This is a genomic window from Kluyvera ascorbata (genome assembly GCF_023195735.1).
Classification (GTDB): Bacteria; Pseudomonadota; Gammaproteobacteria; order Enterobacterales; family Enterobacteriaceae; genus Kluyvera; species Kluyvera ascorbata.
Map to the genome: position 1 here is coordinate 3,666,969 of NZ_CP096201.1, position 17,707 is coordinate 3,684,675.

The 17,707-nt window shown below is 51.8% G+C and carries 23 protein-coding genes; all 23 read right to left on the bottom strand.

Annotated elements, in window-relative coordinates:
* Position 1 precedes the first annotated feature (1 nt).
* Entirely contained in the window at positions 2–832 is an 831-nt protein-coding gene (locus tag MY052_RS17535) for a phage baseplate protein (protein ID WP_248537505.1), read from the bottom strand.
* A 67-nt stretch (positions 833–899) separates the two neighbouring features.
* Positions 900–1,451, bottom strand: coding sequence for a Rha family transcriptional regulator (locus MY052_RS17540; protein WP_248537506.1), 552 nt, complete (start codon positions 1,449–1,451; stop codon positions 900–902).
* Positions 1,452–1,877: 426 nt separating this feature from the next.
* Positions 1,878–3,629 carry a lytic transglycosylase domain-containing protein gene (locus tag MY052_RS17545; protein ID WP_248537507.1) on the bottom strand — a complete coding sequence of 584 codons (1,752 nt, stop codon included), beginning with the start codon at positions 3,627–3,629 and terminating at the stop codon, positions 1,878–1,880.
* A gap of 211 nt (positions 3,630–3,840) precedes the next feature.
* Entirely contained in the window at positions 3,841–4,251 is a 411-nt protein-coding gene (locus tag MY052_RS17550; RefSeq protein WP_248537508.1) for a hypothetical protein, read from the bottom strand.
* Positions 4,251–4,682, bottom strand: a complete 432-nt coding sequence (locus MY052_RS17555; protein ID WP_248537509.1) for a phage tail fiber protein — start codon at positions 4,680–4,682, stop codon at positions 4,251–4,253. The genes MY052_RS17550 and MY052_RS17555 overlap by 1 nt, the downstream gene beginning before the upstream one ends.
* A 10-nt stretch (positions 4,683–4,692) precedes the next feature.
* The gene (locus MY052_RS17560; protein ID WP_248537510.1) at positions 4,693–6,183 is read right to left on the bottom strand and encodes a DUF3383 domain-containing protein; all 1,491 of its coding nucleotides are present in this window, start codon (positions 6,181–6,183) and stop codon (positions 4,693–4,695) included.
* Entirely contained in the window at positions 6,180–6,695 is a 516-nt protein-coding gene (locus MY052_RS17565; protein ID WP_248537511.1) for a phage neck terminator protein, read from the bottom strand. The genes MY052_RS17560 and MY052_RS17565 overlap by 4 nt, the downstream gene beginning before the upstream one ends.
* Entirely contained in the window at positions 6,692–7,063 is a 372-nt protein-coding gene (locus MY052_RS17570) for a hypothetical protein (protein ID WP_248537512.1), read from the bottom strand. Before MY052_RS17570 ends, MY052_RS17565 begins: the two co-directional genes overlap by 4 nt.
* The gene (locus tag MY052_RS17575; protein WP_248537513.1) at positions 7,053–7,571 is read right to left on the bottom strand and encodes a hypothetical protein; all 519 of its coding nucleotides are present in this window, start codon (positions 7,569–7,571) and stop codon (positions 7,053–7,055) included. Before MY052_RS17575 ends, MY052_RS17570 begins: the two co-directional genes overlap by 11 nt.
* 2 nt (positions 7,572–7,573) lie before the next feature.
* Positions 7,574–8,017 (bottom strand): DUF4054 domain-containing protein, encoded by a 444-nt coding sequence (locus MY052_RS17580; RefSeq protein ID WP_248537514.1) that lies wholly within the window; start codon positions 8,015–8,017, stop codon positions 7,574–7,576.
* 2 nt (positions 8,018–8,019) lie between these two features.
* On the bottom strand, positions 8,020–8,346 hold the full coding sequence (locus tag MY052_RS17585; protein ID WP_248537515.1) for a hypothetical protein: 327 nt from the start codon (positions 8,344–8,346) through the stop codon (positions 8,020–8,022).
* A 3-nt stretch (positions 8,347–8,349) separates the two neighbouring features.
* Positions 8,350–9,387, bottom strand: coding sequence for a DUF2184 domain-containing protein (locus MY052_RS17590; RefSeq protein WP_248537516.1), 1,038 nt, complete (start codon positions 9,385–9,387; stop codon positions 8,350–8,352).
* Positions 9,387–9,869 (bottom strand): structural cement protein Gp24, encoded by a 483-nt coding sequence (locus tag MY052_RS17595; protein WP_248537517.1) that lies wholly within the window; start codon positions 9,867–9,869, stop codon positions 9,387–9,389. The genes MY052_RS17590 and MY052_RS17595 overlap by 1 nt, the downstream gene beginning before the upstream one ends.
* A 2-nt stretch (positions 9,870–9,871) precedes the next feature.
* A complete protein-coding gene (locus MY052_RS17600) occupies positions 9,872–11,080 on the bottom strand; it encodes a DUF2213 domain-containing protein (RefSeq protein WP_248537518.1) in 1,209 nt (402 codons plus the stop codon).
* A 2-nt stretch (positions 11,081–11,082) separates the two neighbouring features.
* Entirely contained in the window at positions 11,083–11,781 is a 699-nt protein-coding gene (locus MY052_RS17605) for a phage head morphogenesis protein (protein WP_248538961.1), read from the bottom strand.
* 52 nt (positions 11,782–11,833) lie between these two features.
* Entirely contained in the window at positions 11,834–13,369 is a 1,536-nt protein-coding gene (locus MY052_RS17610) for a DUF1073 domain-containing protein (RefSeq protein ID WP_248537519.1), read from the bottom strand.
* Positions 13,370–15,046 (bottom strand): phage terminase large subunit, encoded by a 1,677-nt coding sequence (terL, locus tag MY052_RS17615; RefSeq protein WP_248537520.1) that lies wholly within the window; start codon positions 15,044–15,046, stop codon positions 13,370–13,372. It lies immediately after the preceding gene.
* A gap of 4 nt (positions 15,047–15,050) precedes the next feature.
* Positions 15,051–15,620, bottom strand: coding sequence for a terminase small subunit (locus MY052_RS17620; protein WP_248537521.1), 570 nt, complete (start codon positions 15,618–15,620; stop codon positions 15,051–15,053).
* 137 nt (positions 15,621–15,757) lie between these two features.
* Positions 15,758–16,003 (bottom strand): hypothetical protein, encoded by a 246-nt coding sequence (locus tag MY052_RS17625; RefSeq protein WP_248537522.1) that lies wholly within the window; start codon positions 16,001–16,003, stop codon positions 15,758–15,760.
* Positions 16,000–16,248, bottom strand: coding sequence for an Rz1-like lysis system protein LysC (gene lysC / locus MY052_RS24330; protein WP_420828624.1), 249 nt, complete (start codon positions 16,246–16,248; stop codon positions 16,000–16,002). The genes MY052_RS17625 and lysC overlap by 4 nt, the downstream gene beginning before the upstream one ends.
* Positions 16,142–16,558, bottom strand: a complete 417-nt coding sequence (locus MY052_RS17630) for a DUF2570 domain-containing protein (RefSeq protein WP_248537523.1) — start codon at positions 16,556–16,558, stop codon at positions 16,142–16,144. Before MY052_RS17630 ends, lysC begins: the two co-directional genes overlap by 107 nt.
* Positions 16,552–17,178, bottom strand: coding sequence for a glycoside hydrolase family 19 protein (locus tag MY052_RS17635; RefSeq protein ID WP_248537524.1), 627 nt, complete (start codon positions 17,176–17,178; stop codon positions 16,552–16,554). Before MY052_RS17635 ends, MY052_RS17630 begins: the two co-directional genes overlap by 7 nt.
* Positions 17,171–17,494, bottom strand: coding sequence for a phage holin family protein (locus tag MY052_RS17640; RefSeq protein ID WP_248537525.1), 324 nt, complete (start codon positions 17,492–17,494; stop codon positions 17,171–17,173). Before MY052_RS17640 ends, MY052_RS17635 begins: the two co-directional genes overlap by 8 nt.
* Between the last annotated feature and the right edge of the window lie 213 nt (positions 17,495–17,707).

The following is a 17,707-nucleotide window of genomic DNA, read 5'->3' on the forward strand; positions in this document are numbered from 1 at the left end:
TTTATTTACCTGATGGCCCAGTGATGTTTCCACTAATGTTTTTTGCTATCTCGGTAGCTTTCTGTGTGGCGCTGTTAGTTACATCCAGAACAGGCTCCGCAACGGTATCAAGCGCGCTCTTAAAGCCAGTTGTTATGGTGTCAGAAACTCCGCTGGCAATATCGCCGATTGCTGATTTTAGTGACGACCATGACTTGCTTAATTGGTCCAGCGTTGATGTAGTTGAACTGGCGTTTTGCGTCACAGCCCCAGCGCCAGTGACACCCTGATTTTTGGCATCATCTGTAGGCTTATTTGCTGATTGAGCACCTGAAAGTGTCACCTCCATTTGCTGCATGACCTCCTGAAAAACCAGGTAGACGGTCAACATGCTCACACCCCGCTGAGAGTTAACCTCATAGTCATGATCCATGAGGTCGTAGCTAGTCAGCGTTTCCTTCGGCGTTTCAATGTCATAGATTTCCGTAGCGGAAAGCATCTCTTTGATGGTGCTTAAAGTGGAACTCTGGCTGGTGAATGTCAGGTCAAAGATGTTAGGGATGCTTCCGGTGAAGCCCGTCAGTCCGCTAATAATGATGGAACACCGAACTACCGCGGGCTCCCTTACTTTGTTTATCGACTGATACTGGCCCTTCTCAACCGGTGCGTTTGTTATCTGAGCACGACCGCCGGGTTGGATAGAAGCCATGCCGCTAAACTCGAGCGCCACATCGTTGGTTTTATTGTTTCGGATGACGTACTGCGGATGCAAAACACTATCGATAATGGATAGCGGAGAACCGCCGCCAATGGCGTTGAATATATCTGCTGTGTTTAAGTCGATGATGCTCATCGGTGCTCCGGAAAATAAAAACCCGCCGGAGCGGGTATGATGCGTGCCGTGCAAAAATGCACGCTGACTATTCAGCTATTTTCTCTGCAAATCCTGGCAGCCTAATTTGCCCTTGCTGCTCAATCCGTTCGATTCTTGCAAGCAGAGCTGGCTTTTTAATTCTGCCCCAGCGATTGAGTAGACGGCCTGACATACTCGCTACATCTTTCTCTTTCATGAACTCCAGCATGACCGCATTTCGCTCAGCCTCAAGGTTATGCTTGCCCTGGGCGATCATGTCAGCCATCCAGTCGAACGCGGCAATGTAAGCCTCTTTGAATGCAAACGCGGCAGCCCCTGTGAAGCTGAAAACCAGCATCGTCCAGCCGTTACGAGTCATTCTGTAAAATGGCTGAGGCTTTCCGTTCTGTAACTCATTGTTTTCATGGCAAAGCGTAAAATTGCGCTCTGCAAAATCCGGGGAGCATGAGTTGATCACCTTTCTGGTCTTTCTCATCACATCCTTATGGCCCTTCCCAAAGGCCTTTGCCACTTTGAATGTATCAGTTGCTGATTCCGTGCCGGACAAGAAGATGAGCTCACGAAAATCGAAGCCGTTGATAACAGTTGGGTATGTCATTGCGATTTGCCTATAGAAAGCGAGCCTGTCACACAGAAAAGCCGCCCAAGAGAGGTCGCCACCTATACGGCAGTTCTCAGGCTCAGCTTTCTGTAGGCTCTTGGATTATAACTTGCGCGTGTGAAGCGCGGGTAATTTACTGCGGGCATAAAAAAGCCCACCGAAGTGGGCCTTGTTATCTGACCCTAGTGGGCCAAAAGTGAATGATGTGAACTATTGCTGAAGATATAGCCACCCATGCAACGAGAAGAAGTAGTGCATAACCAGCATTAATAGTCATCAATTGATCTACTGGTTTTGCAAAAAAAATAAGTGTGAACACATAAATGAAGAAATACAGTAACGATCTTCTCATAAGATGCTCGATTCGAAATATAAGTAACTTCATTATCCAGGTAGGAAGCAAAACTTCAAGTTAATAACTATTTACTTTATTGCACTGGAAAAAGCAGCGTTAGTAGAGGACCGCTTAGCTTGCTGATTGATGCTTGTTGTCAGGGCGTCTACAGATTGAGGGTTACTATTCACGTTCACCGTGTTGATGTGTGTGCTGTTTTGCACTTGAGGTTGTCCTCCGCCATATTGTAATGGCGATGGGCGGTTAGCAGCCATCCTCCCCTGCATTTCGTAATACCCTCTTGCGCCTCCCATATTTCCATACACCTTCCCTGTGTACTCTCTGGTTTCTTTTGGCAATGCAGCGACATTGCTACCATTGTCAATCCATTTATCTACGTTCCCCATTCCCCAGTTGTACGCCCTCAGGGCATTATCAACATTACCGTCATAGCGGTTAAGAAGTTGGCGCATATAGACGGATGCGGCAGCCCTGGATTTTTCTGGATCTAACCGTTCATCAACCTTTGAGTCTACCCTAAGCCCCATATCGCGAGCAGTTCCAGCCAAAAACTGATATGCACCCGTTGCTCCTGATCTGGCATTGTAGGCTAGCGGATTTCCTCCAGACTCCGTCATCATCAAGGCGTCAAGCAAGCCATCCATTGTGCTTTGCGCGGGCCATTTTGAACCAGATGACTGAGACTGATCTGGCACAAAAAATGATTTTATGGAATCCCAGGTAAGGAAAGGCTTTTTATCTTCATGAACACGACCATAGAGGTATGAACCAACATCTTTTCCTTGTGATGCTGCTGCCTGCCTTGCTTTATCGATACCATTGCTCGCCGCAGCGGCGGCAATTGCTCCCATAACCAGCGGGTTCGCTCGCAAGCCAGCCGCTAGTAATAGCAGGAGTGTATTTGCTCCCCCAATAGACTCGGTCAGCTTTTTAATTGAATCACCCGCGTCACGGAAGAAGCCGATAATATCGCCGTGGTGGTCTCTGATCCAACCACCAAAATCCTTCATGGCGTTTATCACTTCTGGCGCGAACGCTATCGCAATGTCTTGTCGTAAGCGATCAAATTCTGCATCAAGTTGACCAAGTGTAGCGACAAGCGCTTCTTGCTCTTTAACCTGCGCTGCGGTGATGTTTGACTTCTTGGTCTCGGAATCAACCAGCGACTTCAGTTCACCAGATTTAATCTTGGCTGCGTCTGTCGGGTCGAATCCGGCCGCCGCCATCACCTGCATCAAGTTTTCCTGGGAGTGCCCTTTCCCGTAGCGGGTGAACTCACTCAGCGCCTTGTTCGGGTCGCCGAGGTTATTGATGTTCAGGCCGGTACGAGCGCCTAGCACCATAAGGTTCTGTGCAGCACCGGTGAGCCCACCAAAGATTGTCGGGTCAGCGATATTGGCCAGCGCCATGCGAGCATTACCGGAGGCGCCGATAAACGCATCGCCGTTCAAGCCGGCCTGTTTAAATCCGCGCTGCACACCGAACATCTTGTTCACGTCAGAGCCGAAGAACTTCGCCTGCTGGCTGGCTCGAACAATCTCGTTAGCCGTCGAGGTAAAAAGTTGCTTGATGCCGTACAGGCCAGCACCAATACCCAGGAATCCGGCTGCGGCGGTATAAGCACCGCGAAACGATGATACGGCCGCCGAGCCGAACTTGGTCATCTCGCCTGAGGTAGATTTCAGCGTCTGATTGATGTTTCGGCTGGAGCGGTCGAAATCACCCTCCAGTCCGCGTACTTCATCCTTCAGCTTACGTTTACCATTCAGGAACTCGTCGGCCCTGAGCGTGACCTTATAGGCCAACTCATTGATGATCATTATTGCTCCTGATGCTTATGCCAGACGCGCTGATTGAAGTTGTCCACGGAAATAATCTCCAGCAGGTTGTACATATCCATGACGGATAGCTTTTCCTGAAGGTCGATATACGTGGCCTTTCCTGAGCAGATGATGGCGTTGAGGGTTGGTGAGATATTGACAGTGGAAACGAGCTTTGCCGGGAGGGATTCCTCTTCGAGATACGGGTACTTTACTCTCCGGCGATCGTTAAAAAACTGAAATTGACCTCGAACACTTTGTCCAGCAGATCGCGGATTGTCGACACTTCTTCAAAGTCGATAGAGCCATCTACTTTTCTCTGCTGGCGTTTACCTTCGTGGGTAATGACAATATCAACAGTAGACATCAGTCGGTCGCGAAGGGATTTGGAAACATCAGGAGAAGAAGCGGATATAACACTTAATCCGACAGTCGCAAGCCCCGCACAACCCATTGAGATAACGTCTGCGGGGATACTGCTGTAATTTGAATCACCCATCGCTCGGAAGATATCCTGCGACAGCGTATCCGCGTCCCACGCTGACATTTCAGTAATGATGAACTCCTTCCCTTTATCTCGACCTTCTTTGGTGACAATAAAGGGGATCTCTTTACGTGACATTAGATAGAGCTCCGTAATGCTGATTTGAATCGGAATACAGCGGCGCGAGGCTGAAGAATTCGACGGCCAGGAGGCGTTGGAACCCAGCTAATTAGATAACCATTAACAAGATTCCATTTTGCCCCCAAGGAAGGAACCGTTAGCGTCGCATTACAAACAAATGCTCCAATGGCCGTCTCTTCTGCCGCGGTCCAGTTATCCAGCAAAAGCCCAGTATTTGATGCCGGAGAAAGCGTGATAGTGAACTCTGATGGGTTGAAGATATAACCAGCATGGTAATTTCCGTCTGCGGTCATTACATCTTCTTTGTTCTGTCGTGACGCGGTCTCAAACATGCTATCTGCCGCGTAATCTTCAACGTCAAATCCGGTTGGATAATAAGCTGGAACGACAATGCGCAGTTTGGAGTTGGCACTTGTAATATCTGACATTTTGTCGTCCTTACAGAATAGCGGTTGAAGACATCGTGATTGACTGGATTAGTTGGCCGTCAACCCAATAGAAAATTACACCCTGAAGGTCTCGAGAAAGACGCGCGGAACCGGTCTGCGTCGGGATATATAAATACCAGCCCTGAGAGTACAGGGTCGCCGAGATATCCTTGCCAACCGATGTGTTCACAATACGGATTTGCGAGTTATCCAGCACCACGCCGCGCTGAATCGCGCCGAATGTTAACGCCTGTTCTGCCACATCAATTGTCGCTGCTTGCACCGCGCCATAGCCATTATCATTGAACGGGTAGGACTGGTTAGCAGTGAACAGAGTTGCATACGCACCTACCAGGCTGGCGTTAATCCACACCTGGTCAATGAAACTATCCAGCCAGACAAACTTGCCGGTAATCGCGCCGTCGGATGCGTACTGAGCCATGGTCTTGTTCAGGCTGTATGAGCCGTAGAAGTTATAGCCGTTGGACTTCAGAGCCTGTGCCGTTGCCAGATCGCTTACGTTTGGCGCAAGACCAGAGAAGCCGCGGAACTTGAACGAGATACGCCCATTGGTTCGCGCAAAGTCGATTGACGCAGCGTAGGCCAGCGCCGTTACTGCATACAGGTACGACCCGTAGATAGGGAAGATGTTCTCGTAGCCATTAGCCACAACGACTGACTGCACGAAGCAGGAGGCGTTATTAGCGACCGTAGGAGCTGCGGAGGTGTCGTGAACCACGTAACCATAGCGGTTATGGCTCGCGCTTGCCCATGCGCAAAGTTCGGTCTTCTGGTCGTCGGTCAACTCAGTCAGCGTCTGGAACAGAATCCAGTTCTGATTGGTGTTGATGATGTTATTCATCGTGTCTGTAGGTGTTACTGCATCAGAGCCAGGAGACACCGTAGCGGCAGTGTCCTGAGTTAACTTGAGGCCAGTTGCCAGCGTACCCACAGAAGCGAATGATACCTCGCTATCCGCGCCGGTTGTTGCCGAGCGAATGATGAACCGGTTAGCGATAGGCAGCCACTCGACAGAGACCTTGCTAGCTCCAATGCCTGTTTCAAGGCCATCAGCAATATCAGAGAAGCTTGTCGCAGATGAAAGGTCGATTGATGCGCTAGTTACTGAGGTTCCATCAACTGTCAGGGTGATAGTGCCAGCCGGGATGGCTTTAAGAGTAGCTAGAGGTGCTCCTTTAAGGTTGCCGGACAGCAAATAGCCAGCAACCGGAGCAGTAACAAGGCGATACATCAGCAATTCACCCGGGATGACAGAGGAATTGTCATAGCCGTTGAAATACTGCTGCGCTGCCAGGAATTCTTTTGAGTCGCTACCCATCAGCGCCGATACGTCAGATGATGAGTAATAAGACTGCACCGCGCCGACCGGGATCAGCTCGTTATCCGTCAGCATCAGGCCGTTTGCATCAACCGCAGAACCGGCAGGCGAAACGACATTGGGCGTAATACTAAAATCTAGGGAAAGAGGAATTGTGCTCATTGGCGTCCATCCACCTGTTCAGTTGTAAATTCTGCTTTGTCGAAATAGTCCTGAGGGAACGACACGGTAATGTGCGCCTGCAGGGAGAGAGTGAGGGTGTAGCGCTCCTGCCATTGGCTCTCGGCGTTAATCATGGGAGCCTGAATAGCAGCGCTTGAATAAAGAGGCGCGAGACGCTCGTCCCGCGCTTTGATTTTTTCGTAGGCATACCCACTGGTGAAAACTGTCTCCAGAGCGATAGCTCTGTCTCCAGCGCCATCCCCGTAGATGTCCACCTGGATGTCAGCCTGCCGCACTTCGGTGTAACCCATGGCACTTGTCGATGAGTCGCCGGTGTCCTGGCTAACATCTCGCGTCGTGGATAGCCGGGTGAATCGCAACGGGGTCAGGATGCAAAACTGGTCTTTTGGCATAGGAACCCGGTTAGCCTGAGCCTGCTGCGCCTTTCCGCAAATGGGCTCAACAAAGTCAGCTAGCACATCGATGACGTTGTCTATCGTGAAGTCATTCATTCATCCACCTGCAGGCAGACCAGCAGCCTCGACCAATCTGTCCAAAGCTCCAGCGGCTCAATGACCAGCCACGTTTTCCCATCGACAATGAACAGGTCGCCGCCCTTCTGCATCTCGCGGTTTACGCTGTAGAAGCTTCCGTTGACATGGATGGACTTGAACAGACCCTGAATATTGAGGCCGTCTACGTGCTGTAAATCACCTTTGGTGAGAGGCTGAAACTGGATGGTGATTTGCTCATCTGGTGCGTACTGAGGGATGGGCTTGCGCCCTGGCCCCATTACTTCGCCCGTATATCGGCGTACAGTTGCCGGGATATTGGGATTGATTGACGCCGTGGCGCGGTTAGCTATTTGTCTAAGGTTCAAGATCGCCCACCTCATAATCCACGGAGTTTTGCATGTGACCTGTCCATATCAGCGGCTTGTTTGAACCACTTCCAGTAACTCCAGCTTTAACATCCTCACGGGCCTTGAGTACGTCGCTGAATGTCATTCCGTCCCTCATCGGGAATCTATCACGTAGAAGTATCGTCACCGGACTCAATGCTGGCGAGGAAATCTCCCCTATAGACCGCATGACGTCATCCTTGATGATCTCCCCCATCAACTCAAGAACCGTAGTGGTGTCTCCGTTGTGGGTTCTCATCAAGGATTCTGCGTTTTCGGACCATTTCACTTCGTTCTCTGAGATAGAATTTCTGAAGAACGGCCTCGGAGGACTGCCGCTAGCTGGGTTACCAAACTCGTTTGACGCTGCCACCATGGGAACAGAAGTCCCGTCCGGATAAGTGGCCCCCTCAAGAAACCCGACCTTCAGTTGTTTTGATGAAAGTTCAGATCCAACAGAGTCCAGAAAATCCATAACCTTATCCATTGCTATCTCCTGGTTACTGGCCTGCGGTAGTAATGACTCGGATACATGGAAGGTGAGCCGCCGGGCACGTAGCGAATGATTCGGTAAGGAGCTGTCGCCTGCCAGTACGCTGCGCCGTATGGTGTTTGCAGATACCACCAGGAAGCGTCGCTTACAGGAACCTCGCCGAGGGAGACAGAAACAGAACCCTCAGACGCACTCGCTACGCGCCCAACCAATCCGGTCGGCTTCTCACCGTTTGCGCCGGAATTGAGCGCAGCAAGATGAGCAACCAACATATTCAGATAAATGGTCCGAAACGCGATATCGCAAACCGGGCTTCTGTCGGTGTTATCGAGGTAGACCGTTGCTTCGACGAAATACGCATTCAGCAGCGAGTCACTTACGGCATCAAACTCCGGGTAACGCTCACGAAATGCGTTAATGTCAAAGACAACGATCGCCATGATTACTTACCGTCCGATTTTTCGATGCCAGCCATCGGCTTGTCTTGCGGCAGGCCTTCCAGTCCAGACTTGACCTTGGCGTTTTCAGTCGCCTTCGCCTGAGCGCTGTTGGTTTTGGCTTGAGCAAATACCAGATCCTTTTTCACATAAGGCTGGTCTTTGTGGACAGAAAGCCACTTTTCAAAGGCGTCTTTATCAACGCCTTCAGTCAAGCCGTAACCACCTACGACCAGAGAAGAGTTGGAGCCGTTAAGCTCCACCGCATACCCTTCATGCTCAATCACCAGTCCATTCGGCAGTTTGCAGCCTACGGTTACTAATTCAGACATTCGTTAAACTCCCAGCATTGATGCAATGCCCAGAGGCTGGCGAATAATCGCGCCCCATGTGCCACCTGATTTTTTCTGTTTCCAGCTCGACTCTTCGACCACCACAGCGTGAGCACGCATTTTTTCGGTGAATGCCGCATAAGCCGTGTCCTGATCGCCAAGGCGGTCAGCAATAAGTTGCACCATCTCGCCAGCGTCAGTGGCGTACTCAATTGCGGTTTCGATGCGCAGGTTGGGGAAGTTTTTCTTCAGCTGGTCAGAGACGTTCACGTTGTACATGTTCGTCTTGGTCAGGTTAACTTCCATTTCAGGAGACATTGCCAGGGTCATGGCGTCGGTGCGCTCAATGAGACCTTTGGTTTGTGCGATCAGCTTGGCGTACAGGCGACCAGAGATGTCGTCATAAACGGCCTGGCCGTCTTTATCCGCCCATTTCAGGCTGCCACCAGTGCCGGTTGCGCCAGGTGTTACCGGAGTGCTCAGGCTCGGGTCATTCAGCAGGCCGTAGTTTTCCAGACCGTCGATGCCGAAGAAGTACGATTTGTTCTGGAACTTGTTCAGGGTCAGAGCAGAAGCGACGTTAAGCTCTGCGGCATAGCCAATGCGCCCAGCACCGTACATGTCCAGCTCGCGCTCACCCCACCGGGTGTGGGTCTGGTAGTGGTATGACTGGCGAGGAACCCAGTTCACGTTCGCAGAGGTCATGCCGTTGTTGTTGAAATCGCCGTAGGAACTGGTTTCACCTACAGACTCCACAATCGGGAACTGAGAGGTAAGGGTTGTCCAGTCGCCTTTCTTCACTTCGCCGATGATTTCTGCGGCCTTCATCGGAGTTACCAGTACGCGGATCAGCTCAGGGTCAACGTAGTTGGTGAAGTACGCCGGGATGCCGGAGTTTGGCGTGGTGACCATGTTCGGCTGAGCATCCATCGCCATCTGATAGTTATCGGCGAATTCAGGCTTCAGGTACTCTTTTGCACCCGGCAGCACGATGCCGTATTTACCGCTCGCTGCGGCGTAGTGTCGCTGAAATTCGTTCATTACTTGCTCCAGGTGGTGATTTTGACAAGCTCACCGGCATCTGCGGCGCTGCCTACAAAGAAGTCGGTTTCTACAAACCCAGCCACAGTGGCACCGGCTGCACCGGTCTGAACCTGGCCAGTAGTGAGTGAGGCGAAGATTTTCTGTCCGCGGGTTGCTGCTGTTGCCGTTTTGGCCCAAAAGTCACCTGCAGTCATCAGGGTAACTTCTCGACCAGGCTGAATCAGCATTGATGCTTCACCAAGCCAAACAGTAATGGATGCCTGGCCGTCACGATGCACAAAACCGGACGGCGCGCCGGTACCAGCATTTGATGCAACGCCATCGTCATCCCATGCAAATCGTCCCACCGTTAAACCGGTGTCACCTGCTACCAGCGCACCCTCTCCAGCCAGATATGTCGCGTGGGGGTTGGTGCTGGCAAAGCCACCCTCTACTCCGGGGGCCGGATACTGATTAATTACACTCTGAAAACCTGCCATGATTAACCTCGTTTCAGTTTTCCAGCGGTCGGGAATGCTTTCTCGAAATCGCTGATTGAAGTGGAATCCTGAGCAATGACAGGACGTGAATTTTGTTTCTGGCTGATTGCCATCTGAACCAGGGCCGGGAACGCAGAAGGGTGAACTCCTTTGATATCGACGCCAGACTGCTCAAGGGCGGTGCGATAAACGTCATCGGCGGAGTCCATAGCCACGACGTCGCCGATTAGGGGGCGCACTACCAACTCTGCTTCGCGGATTTTGCGGAAGTTCTCGGCGGCGCGCTTAGTGGCGCTGTCGGTAGCCAGGCGGATCGCAGAGTCCATCGCAGTTTTTGAGACTTTGTCGTCTTTCTTGTCGTCATCGTCCTCGTCGTCTGCGGTCTTTTTCTTTTTATCGTCGTCGTCATCTTCGTCTTCGGCGATATCGCGCTTGCGGTCTTTGTTTTCGCGCTCTTCACGCTCTTTCAGTTCACGCTCTTCGCGTTTCAGGCGCTCCGCTTCAGACTCGTTGTCACGCTCTGCGCGTGTCTCCTCATCTTTGGCGACTTCTTTCTCAACCGCCTCTTCGATTTCCTCTGGCTTAGCATCCTTCGCCAGCAGCGGCGCGATAGCTGCCATTACCTTTTTGGTAAGCTCTGACATTCTTTTCATTCCTGTAGGTAGTGAATCAGCGACCAGTACGTCGCTACCTGCGCGGCCTTCAGGGACCAGCGCTTCGTGGTTACCGACCAGATCGCGCATGATGCCGTCATAAGGCACACCATCAGGCGTTACTCCGGGGGTCATATCTGCGACGTACTGATACGATGCAGACAATTCTCTTTGCTCACCCGTCTCTATCCCGGCCATCGCTGAGTCGTCATAGATGGTCATGCCGACAGTCAGGTACGTCCCATCAAACTCACAGTTGGAGTGAGTTGCACCTACGCGAAATTCGCGAGGCGGATCTGATGGGAAATCGGGGACGTGGCGGTCTAGAACGGGGATGTTGTTGAATGTGTGGGCGGCTTTCTTCAGCTCATCAGGGTGCCGGTACAACTGGTAAATCTTGTCCGGCTGCAGGCCAAGCTTTTCGTAGTTGGGAATCTCTTTCCCGTAGTACGGGCAGACATTGGCCTTGCTGATGTTTGTTTTTGCTATCTGCAGTCGCCCGTTACCGTCGATTGTGCGCACGGATGCGCGGTCAAACGCTAACCGTTCGATCGTCATTTTTATTCCGTTTTAGTGATTCCGGGGATAACTGGTGACCATGTGCACCGGCAGTTGATTTCCTCACCAGGCATCACCCACTTCTCGTCCAGGTACATGCCTTTGTCGAGGTCGAATACCTTTCCATCAGCCTTAACGTGAGAGTGGCGCGGTTCTTTGCCGGCGTGAGAGTGACGCCAGATGCCCTGAGTGATCCCCAGTGCCTTTTGCCTGGCCGCCTGCATCACTGAGGTGGCTTTGTTGTTCTGGTCTCGTGCGATTGTTGCAGCGCGGCGGCGAGTGATGCCGTATCGCTTTTGCAGCTCTTCGGTCAGATAACCAAGGTCACGACCACGGGCAACCGACCGCATCACCATGCCTTCCACTTCAGTGAAATACTTCTCCGGGATGGAGCGAATCAGGATGACGTTTTCGGTGATGGTTGCCTGCAGTGCGTTGTTCATCTGCGAGGTCATCTTGAACTGCACGGTGAACCCTGTATCCTTCAGCGCACTGCCAAGAGAAGCGTCCGTATTGCTCATAGCGTCAGTTGCGAACCGGTCGGCAAGTTTTTGCGCCATGTCATCGAAACGCTTCGTCCACCGCTTAGCCAGCTTACGCATCGCCTCACGCATAAATACAGCGGGAGATTCGTCCATTGCCACCTCCGCCCCGCTAGCCTTGTAGTTTGCGGTTAGCCAGTAAACAACGGACTTCTGCATCTCCCTAACCTGATTATCAAGCTGCCTTCGATACCACGCTTCGACTCCAGCGTTAGGATGAATTGCTCTCAGCGTTTGCTGCGTCGGCTTCTTCATCCCTCTGCTCATCGTCTTCGTAGTCTTCTTCGATTTCGATGTCATCGCTCAAGTCCAGTGAGTGGTAAGGGCTGTCCGGGTCATCGGCAACCTTTTGCCGCACTTCTTTTCCAGCCAGAACACCGGAGGTGATGTAAACCGCATCAGTGTCTGCGTCGACTTTGCGAATATCTGCCTTTTCCTTCTCGCTCAACTCGTAGAGAGGCTCAAATTCAAAGGTGATATCAGGGTCTATATCACCGAACTCGGATAGCTGAATGATGTTAAGCGCACGGGTCAGGTTGTCCTTGAACAGGATTTGCTGAAGCGCGTGGATGAAGTCGTAGAAGACGCGAATCTCGCCATCTGATGAGGCATTCAGGCCGCTTGGGGTGATGCCAAGGAGCTTAACCAGGGGGATGCTTGATACCGCTGACATCTGCTCCTGCGCTTGCGCCTGGAGATTATCCAGACCACTAAGCGGGGCGTTAACGAACTCAACAGTTTCGGGTTGAGTGGCGTTATTGTCTTTCGCAAAAGCCCCTCTGTTATCCCGGCACTGGTTGAACATATCCAGCCTGGCGATCAGCGTGTCGGCTGCCCCGCCCTGCAGGATTGTGCTCATGTTGGTACCGATAACAGGAACCGAGAACGAGTGGATCATGTCGCTAACGCTGTCACGGGTTCGCAACCAGTTATTGACGTATGGTTCCGCCATCTGAGTAAGGCTCAGCCCACGGAAGTTATAGGCCGCTTTCAGCAGGTCAGGAACCTGGCGAGAAACGAAGTCCATCATGCGGCTGGCGTTAACCGTCTTAGCCATCACAAACCATTCTGTCGGCTTGTAGAAGTCAGGACTCATCGGGTTGTCGGTGTTATACACCCCCGGGTAAGTCCAGACTGGCTCAATGACTGTGAATCCGCGCAGGCTTCCTTTCTTGATCTTCTTGTCAGACAGGAATAGTTTTGACTGCAGTTCTACCGGGTCAGTCCACGCAGAAACTCCCCGTGCCGACTGCACATCGATATAAATCTGACCGCCACCGAAATAGCCATCATGCTCTGCCGCTTCACGGAAGCGATCTTTGATCTTGAATCTCTCCATCGCATCGTAAAGTTGATTAACGCGATCGGACTTGTCTTCATCACCCACTGTTTTGAGCTTAATCCACTTGCGGGTCATCTCTTCAGCCAGGGTGCCGACCATCTTCCGGTATTCTGGCTTCTGAGCCAGCGTGGCGAGGTATGGGTATCCGGGAAAAGTATCGGGGTATCCGTAGGTGAATCCCTGATACGCATCGTTTAGTGCGGCGTAAGGGGTAGAGTCCATAGCCAGGATTCCTGACTCAATGTTCTCCGGGATAACTCCCTTTGGCGGCCTGTACTGCTGAAATTCTTTTTGAGGTCGGGCAGAAACATCGGCCACGGCCTCCGGGCGAATCTTCATCTGAACATCTTCGGGTTCTTTCACCGGCTCAGGCGCGGCAACTTGTTTCTTTTTAAACGGCCACACTTAAATTCTCCTGAGTTGTCGTGGATCGATAACCATCGGCTGAATACCTGAAATCAGGTTGTCGTCTATGGCATCCATCCAGGTGTCTAGTATGTCGTCATTGTCGTGGCTGTCGTCAGCAGAGAACGCTGCACACTCTGTCATTGCCGTCAGCACCCAATCGGTATTCGCGGCGACCGACCCATCCTCGTAATAGACATGAGAACTCACCGCGCCATCATTGCTGTGGGTTGCAGGGACATAAACCTTGCCAGTCTTTATCTGAGGAATGACGTTCAGGCAGCGAACCAGCTTGTTCTGGCCGGTGCCTCGGGGGATTTCTTTAACGGGTATCGCAATCTGTCCCGGGGTGGCGCTGCGCTTCTTCAGCGTGGTTATCAGCCCCTGTCCTGCCTGTTTCTCTTCGATAGCCATGTGGCGAACCGGCATGATTCGAATCGTTCCCTGCATGCGCCACTTTTCCCAAAGCTGCTCTGCTTTAGTCAGCAAATCTTCCGGATCCCAGCGACCGCGCACAACATCGATGATGTAGAGGTTTCCGTCGACGCCCATTCCCACAAGCGTGAAAACGGTGTAATCGAGCCAGTCCTCAACCTTGCCGCTGTTCGTATCGACATACACGGCCCGATGAGTCAGCTGTGGTAACGTCGTATACGTCTGGAACCACTCGGTATCGATGATTCCGCCAGTGAGCGCCATCGGGTTTTGCTGGTACTGAGACAGGAACGTATAGCGGTCTTTCTCCCACAATTGCAGGAGGTCGTTAACGTCCTCCATCTGCGGCCAGTAGGACCAATATCGAGTCCCGGCAACCACAACAGAGTCGGTGTCTTTTACCGTATCCCAGCATAGTGAGCGCCAAGGCTCTGCAAGAGACTGGATGTATTTCTCATCAATCATCGCCGGGATAGCGACGTGGTGGAATTTGACGCCCATGCCACCACTCAGCATAAAGCCGGTAGCATCGTCGGTATGCAATCGCTGCTGGATGCTCACAAACGGCGTCGGATGCTCTTTCGACTTATCGCCACGACGGGAGCGAATGGTATTCACCAGCAGCGTGTTGGCGCTATTCCTGCGCGACTCGCTGAGCATGTCGACAGGCTTGTTATAGTCGTCCAGCATAACCATGCCGGAGAACTCATCACCGTAGTAACCACCACGACCACCGGTAATCTGCCCGTTGCTGGAGCGTGATACCGTCTGCCCTATTGAACGACCGCGATCGTCTTTTATCTCCCACTCTTCGGCCTGGTTAACGCCAAATGAGCAAGGCCAGAACTCCTGATACTCGCGGCTGGCTATGATGTCTCTGGTACGGCGTGAGTTGCGTTTTACCAGCGTGTCAGCAAACGAGATATTCAGGTTGCGGAAGCGTTTTAATCTCCCTTCCTGCACCAGTGCATTGACGTAGGCAGGAAAGTGAATGGAGAAGAATTCTGTCTTCGTTCCGCCTGGCGGAATGTTGATGATCAGGTTGCGCGGCTCTAATCGACCAGCAAGCAAATCGTCAATCTTTGATGCCATCAGGCGGTGATGCCAGTTAACCAGTAGACGATCACCCTGAATCAGCTCGAACCAAACGCGTGTAAAGTTAAGGAATGACTTCGTTGACTTGGACTTGAGCACAACGCGATCCGGGAAGGTTAAATCATCCCACTCGATAATTTCGCTCATATAGTTAGTCCAGGCCGGTTAGTTTTCCCTCTAGCGCCTTCTGCGCAGCGGCGTAATCGGATGGTGAGTAATTAACCACCTCAAGAGTTCCTGACTGCTCGGTTTTGATGCTCTCTTTGAACGCTTGCACATCGACATGCTTGCCTAGCAACTCAAGGTTCTTCACCTTGTCAGGCCACTTAATCTTCTTCAGGATGCCAACCATCTCTCGGTCATCCCCGCGCCCTTCGAACATTTCCGCAAGGTCAAATCCACTGAGATAGCGACGCCATGATGCAGGCCATTCAGAGACGGGCTTCAGACTCATGTCATCAGTCATGATGTCGAGAACGTCCATTTGGTCTATCTCAACCAGACGACGAAGGACATAGGCAGAGTCAATGCTAACCATCTCATTGCGCTGACTCATGAGGCAGGAGATAAAGTTTTGGAGGTTAACATTAGTCAACAGGCGAGCGCCTTGCGCTTTGGCGGTCTTCTCGCTGTAACCCGCCCTGATAGCTGCCTGAGTGGCGTTTAAATCTTTCAGGTACTCACGGGCAAACAGCTCTTGTTTGTCGGTGAGCTTTGCCATTTAGAATATTCCACTGGATTGGTTGAATACATTGCGGGGATTGGCGAGACAGCAGCCAATTAAAACTTACATAAAACTCTGTGAAAGCCACCATTTAGATAGCTTTGTCAGAATTTTATAAACTTCGTTAATCGCCGCTAACTCCCAAGTTGTCCAGAATTCCGCATTGCTTGCATAAGCTGTGACAGTGTTGTCCCCATTGCTGCGATTGCCGCCTGAGCACTTTCAATATCGGTAACGGCGATGGTTTCTACGTCTTGCACAGGGATAGCCTGTTTCATGATGCCAGGAGTTTCGATGGTGGCAACCGGCACGTCACCTGCGCCACCTGCAGCAGAAACCTCTACCGTCTTTCCTGAAACGGAAACTACACGTTCTGTCATTGCTTGCTCCTTAACTCTTCAATCTTTCCGATAGCCCTCAGGCTCCCGTAACACTGATTAATAGCCCCAAGAAGAGGAGGTATGAGCAGAACGGCAACGCCATACGGGAGAGGCTTTGGAATATCAGGCAGAGTGGGCTCAGCGAGTAGGTTTGCTGGTATCGGTGGCTGCCTCACCTTTACTGCTTCGTATTGAATCTGTTTGCTCCCGCAGCCGGTCAGCAACACCATCAGGCACATTGACATGGGCGCACTTATCACCGCGTAGCATTTCAGCGATTTCACCTTGCAACCTCTGCTGTTTCATCTCTGCCGCAGCGCGGCGTTTGGATTCTGTTTTGACTATCTCGTTTTGAGCGGCAGCCTGTTCAGCGAGAGTCTTAATCGACTCGGCCAGTCCGTCGTTCTTTTTGTTCAGCTGCTTCACATCACTACGGAGTCCTTTGTTATCGCTCTCAAGCTGGATGTTGTCGTACCCCAACTTGGCGATGAATCCGATAATGATGAAAGAGAATACGAGGGGGATGGCGCTCTTAATCGCCTGAAGGTTCAGCATAAAGCAGCCTCTGCAATGCGCGTTCTGGCTTTGCGGTCATCGATACCATTCAGGCCGCCATTGATTCTCTTCGTCAGACCAACAACATCACCGGCATCGGCAAATGCATTACAGCCGTTGGCACTCCAGAACCATCCGGCAGATAGGGCTGCGTAGCGGTCTTGTGTTAATAGGCCAGGCTCTGCGATGAGATTCAGTCCAAGCGCCTTACCACAGGCGGCGTAGTTATCCTTGAAGGTGATCTGTTTTAATCCCCTTCCGCGATACAGCCAGCCATCGCCATTCAGGTTGTTACCGTATCTACCGCCATACACCAGATTGGCAATAGCCTCCTGGCGCTTAGGTGATAAAGCTGATTCACCAGGCTTTCGGCCTAACCGCTCTCGCTGGGCCGCGGTTAAACGCGAACCGAAGATAGCAAGCCCAGCCACGGAATAATTTAGCGACTCCTGAACCGAGCGAAAACCGCCTGATTCGGTGCCGATCTGCGCGATGAAGTTCGCCTGGCGCTTTGGCGTGTTAATGCCAAACATCTGCATAGCTTCATTGACATGAGGAAACCATTTATCGCCAAGTGCTGGGGTAATTCCTGCAGCCTTGATGAATTGCTGTTTATTCAACTTTCGGTCCCTCTTCGCCGGAAACCTTACTAAGGAATCGACGATCAAGTGCTTTAATGAATTCCTGACCAGCCCAGCCAGACAAGCCGCATGAACAGCCAGTCAACTCAACAGGCCAGCCGTAATAGCTCGCTATAAGTGCCATTAGTAATCCAGCGAACATCGCGACGATGATCTGCAGGCATAGAGTTCTCCAACTGAATTTGTCACCGCTAAGCACCCGGTATGCATAACTCGCAACGGCACCCAGCAATGTCATTCCCAGAGCAATAAGCATGGAAATTACGCCGGGTTCGTTTTTCCAGGGCATACGCATATCTCTCTCCTCGCGTTAAATGCGGGAGCTGTGTTTAGTGGGGAAAGGCTGTCAGACACTGATAGCTACGGGGCATCTTTGACTGATTGTCGGCGGCCTGAATAAAGAGCCCACGGCGCGGTGGGCAAGAGGGTAAGGCATTTGGCTCTGCGGCCTGATTTCCCAGTTGGCGGGATTTGGCGCAATAAAAAAGCCACCGGCTTTAACCAGTGG

Excerpts from the sequence above, each read along its gene's own strand:
- terL (WP_248537520.1), bottom strand. The coding sequence starts at position 15,046 with ATGAGCGAAATTATCGAGTGGGATGATTTAACCTTCCCGGATCGCGTT.
- MY052_RS17550 (WP_248537508.1), bottom strand. The coding sequence starts at position 4,251 with ATGTCACGTAAAGAGATCCCCTTTATTGTCACCAAAGAAGGTCGAGAT.
- MY052_RS17640 (WP_248537525.1), bottom strand. The coding sequence starts at position 17,494 with ATGCGTATGCCCTGGAAAAACGAACCCGGCGTAATTTCCATGCTTATT.
- MY052_RS17625 (WP_248537522.1), bottom strand. The coding sequence starts at position 16,003 with ATGACAGAACGTGTAGTTTCCGTTTCAGGAAAGACGGTAGAGGTTTCT.
- MY052_RS17540 (WP_248537506.1), bottom strand. The coding sequence starts at position 1,451 with ATGACATACCCAACTGTTATCAACGGCTTCGATTTTCGTGAGCTCATC.
- MY052_RS17560 (WP_248537510.1), bottom strand. The coding sequence starts at position 6,183 with ATGAGCACAATTCCTCTTTCCCTAGATTTTAGTATTACGCCCAATGTC.
- MY052_RS17605 (WP_248538961.1), bottom strand. The coding sequence starts at position 11,781 with ATGCAGAAGTCCGTTGTTTACTGGCTAACCGCAAACTACAAGGCTAGC.
- MY052_RS17600 (WP_248537518.1), bottom strand. The coding sequence starts at position 11,080 with ATGACGATCGAACGGTTAGCGTTTGACCGCGCATCCGTGCGCACAATC.
- MY052_RS17585 (WP_248537515.1), bottom strand. The coding sequence starts at position 8,346 with ATGTCTGAATTAGTAACCGTAGGCTGCAAACTGCCGAATGGACTGGTG.
- MY052_RS17630 (WP_248537523.1), bottom strand. The coding sequence starts at position 16,558 with ATGCTGAACCTTCAGGCGATTAAGAGCGCCATCCCCCTCGTATTCTCT.
- MY052_RS17580 (WP_248537514.1), bottom strand. The coding sequence starts at position 8,017 with ATGGCGATCGTTGTCTTTGACATTAACGCATTTCGTGAGCGTTACCCG.
- MY052_RS17575 (WP_248537513.1), bottom strand. The coding sequence starts at position 7,571 with ATGGATAAGGTTATGGATTTTCTGGACTCTGTTGGATCTGAACTTTCA.
- MY052_RS17565 (WP_248537511.1), bottom strand. The coding sequence starts at position 6,695 with ATGAATGACTTCACGATAGACAACGTCATCGATGTGCTAGCTGACTTT.
- MY052_RS17590 (WP_248537516.1), bottom strand. The coding sequence starts at position 9,387 with ATGAACGAATTTCAGCGACACTACGCCGCAGCGAGCGGTAAATACGGC.
- MY052_RS17620 (WP_248537521.1), bottom strand. The coding sequence starts at position 15,620 with ATGGCAAAGCTCACCGACAAACAAGAGCTGTTTGCCCGTGAGTACCTG.
- MY052_RS17545 (WP_248537507.1), bottom strand. The coding sequence starts at position 3,629 with ATGATCATCAATGAGTTGGCCTATAAGGTCACGCTCAGGGCCGACGAG.
- lysC (WP_420828624.1), bottom strand. The coding sequence starts at position 16,248 with ATGTCAATGTGCCTGATGGTGTTGCTGACCGGCTGCGGGAGCAAACAG.
- MY052_RS17595 (WP_248537517.1), bottom strand. The coding sequence starts at position 9,869 with ATGGCAGGTTTTCAGAGTGTAATTAATCAGTATCCGGCCCCCGGAGTA.
- MY052_RS17535 (WP_248537505.1), bottom strand. The coding sequence starts at position 832 with ATGAGCATCATCGACTTAAACACAGCAGATATATTCAACGCCATTGGC.
- MY052_RS17555 (WP_248537509.1), bottom strand. The coding sequence starts at position 4,682 with ATGTCAGATATTACAAGTGCCAACTCCAAACTGCGCATTGTCGTTCCA.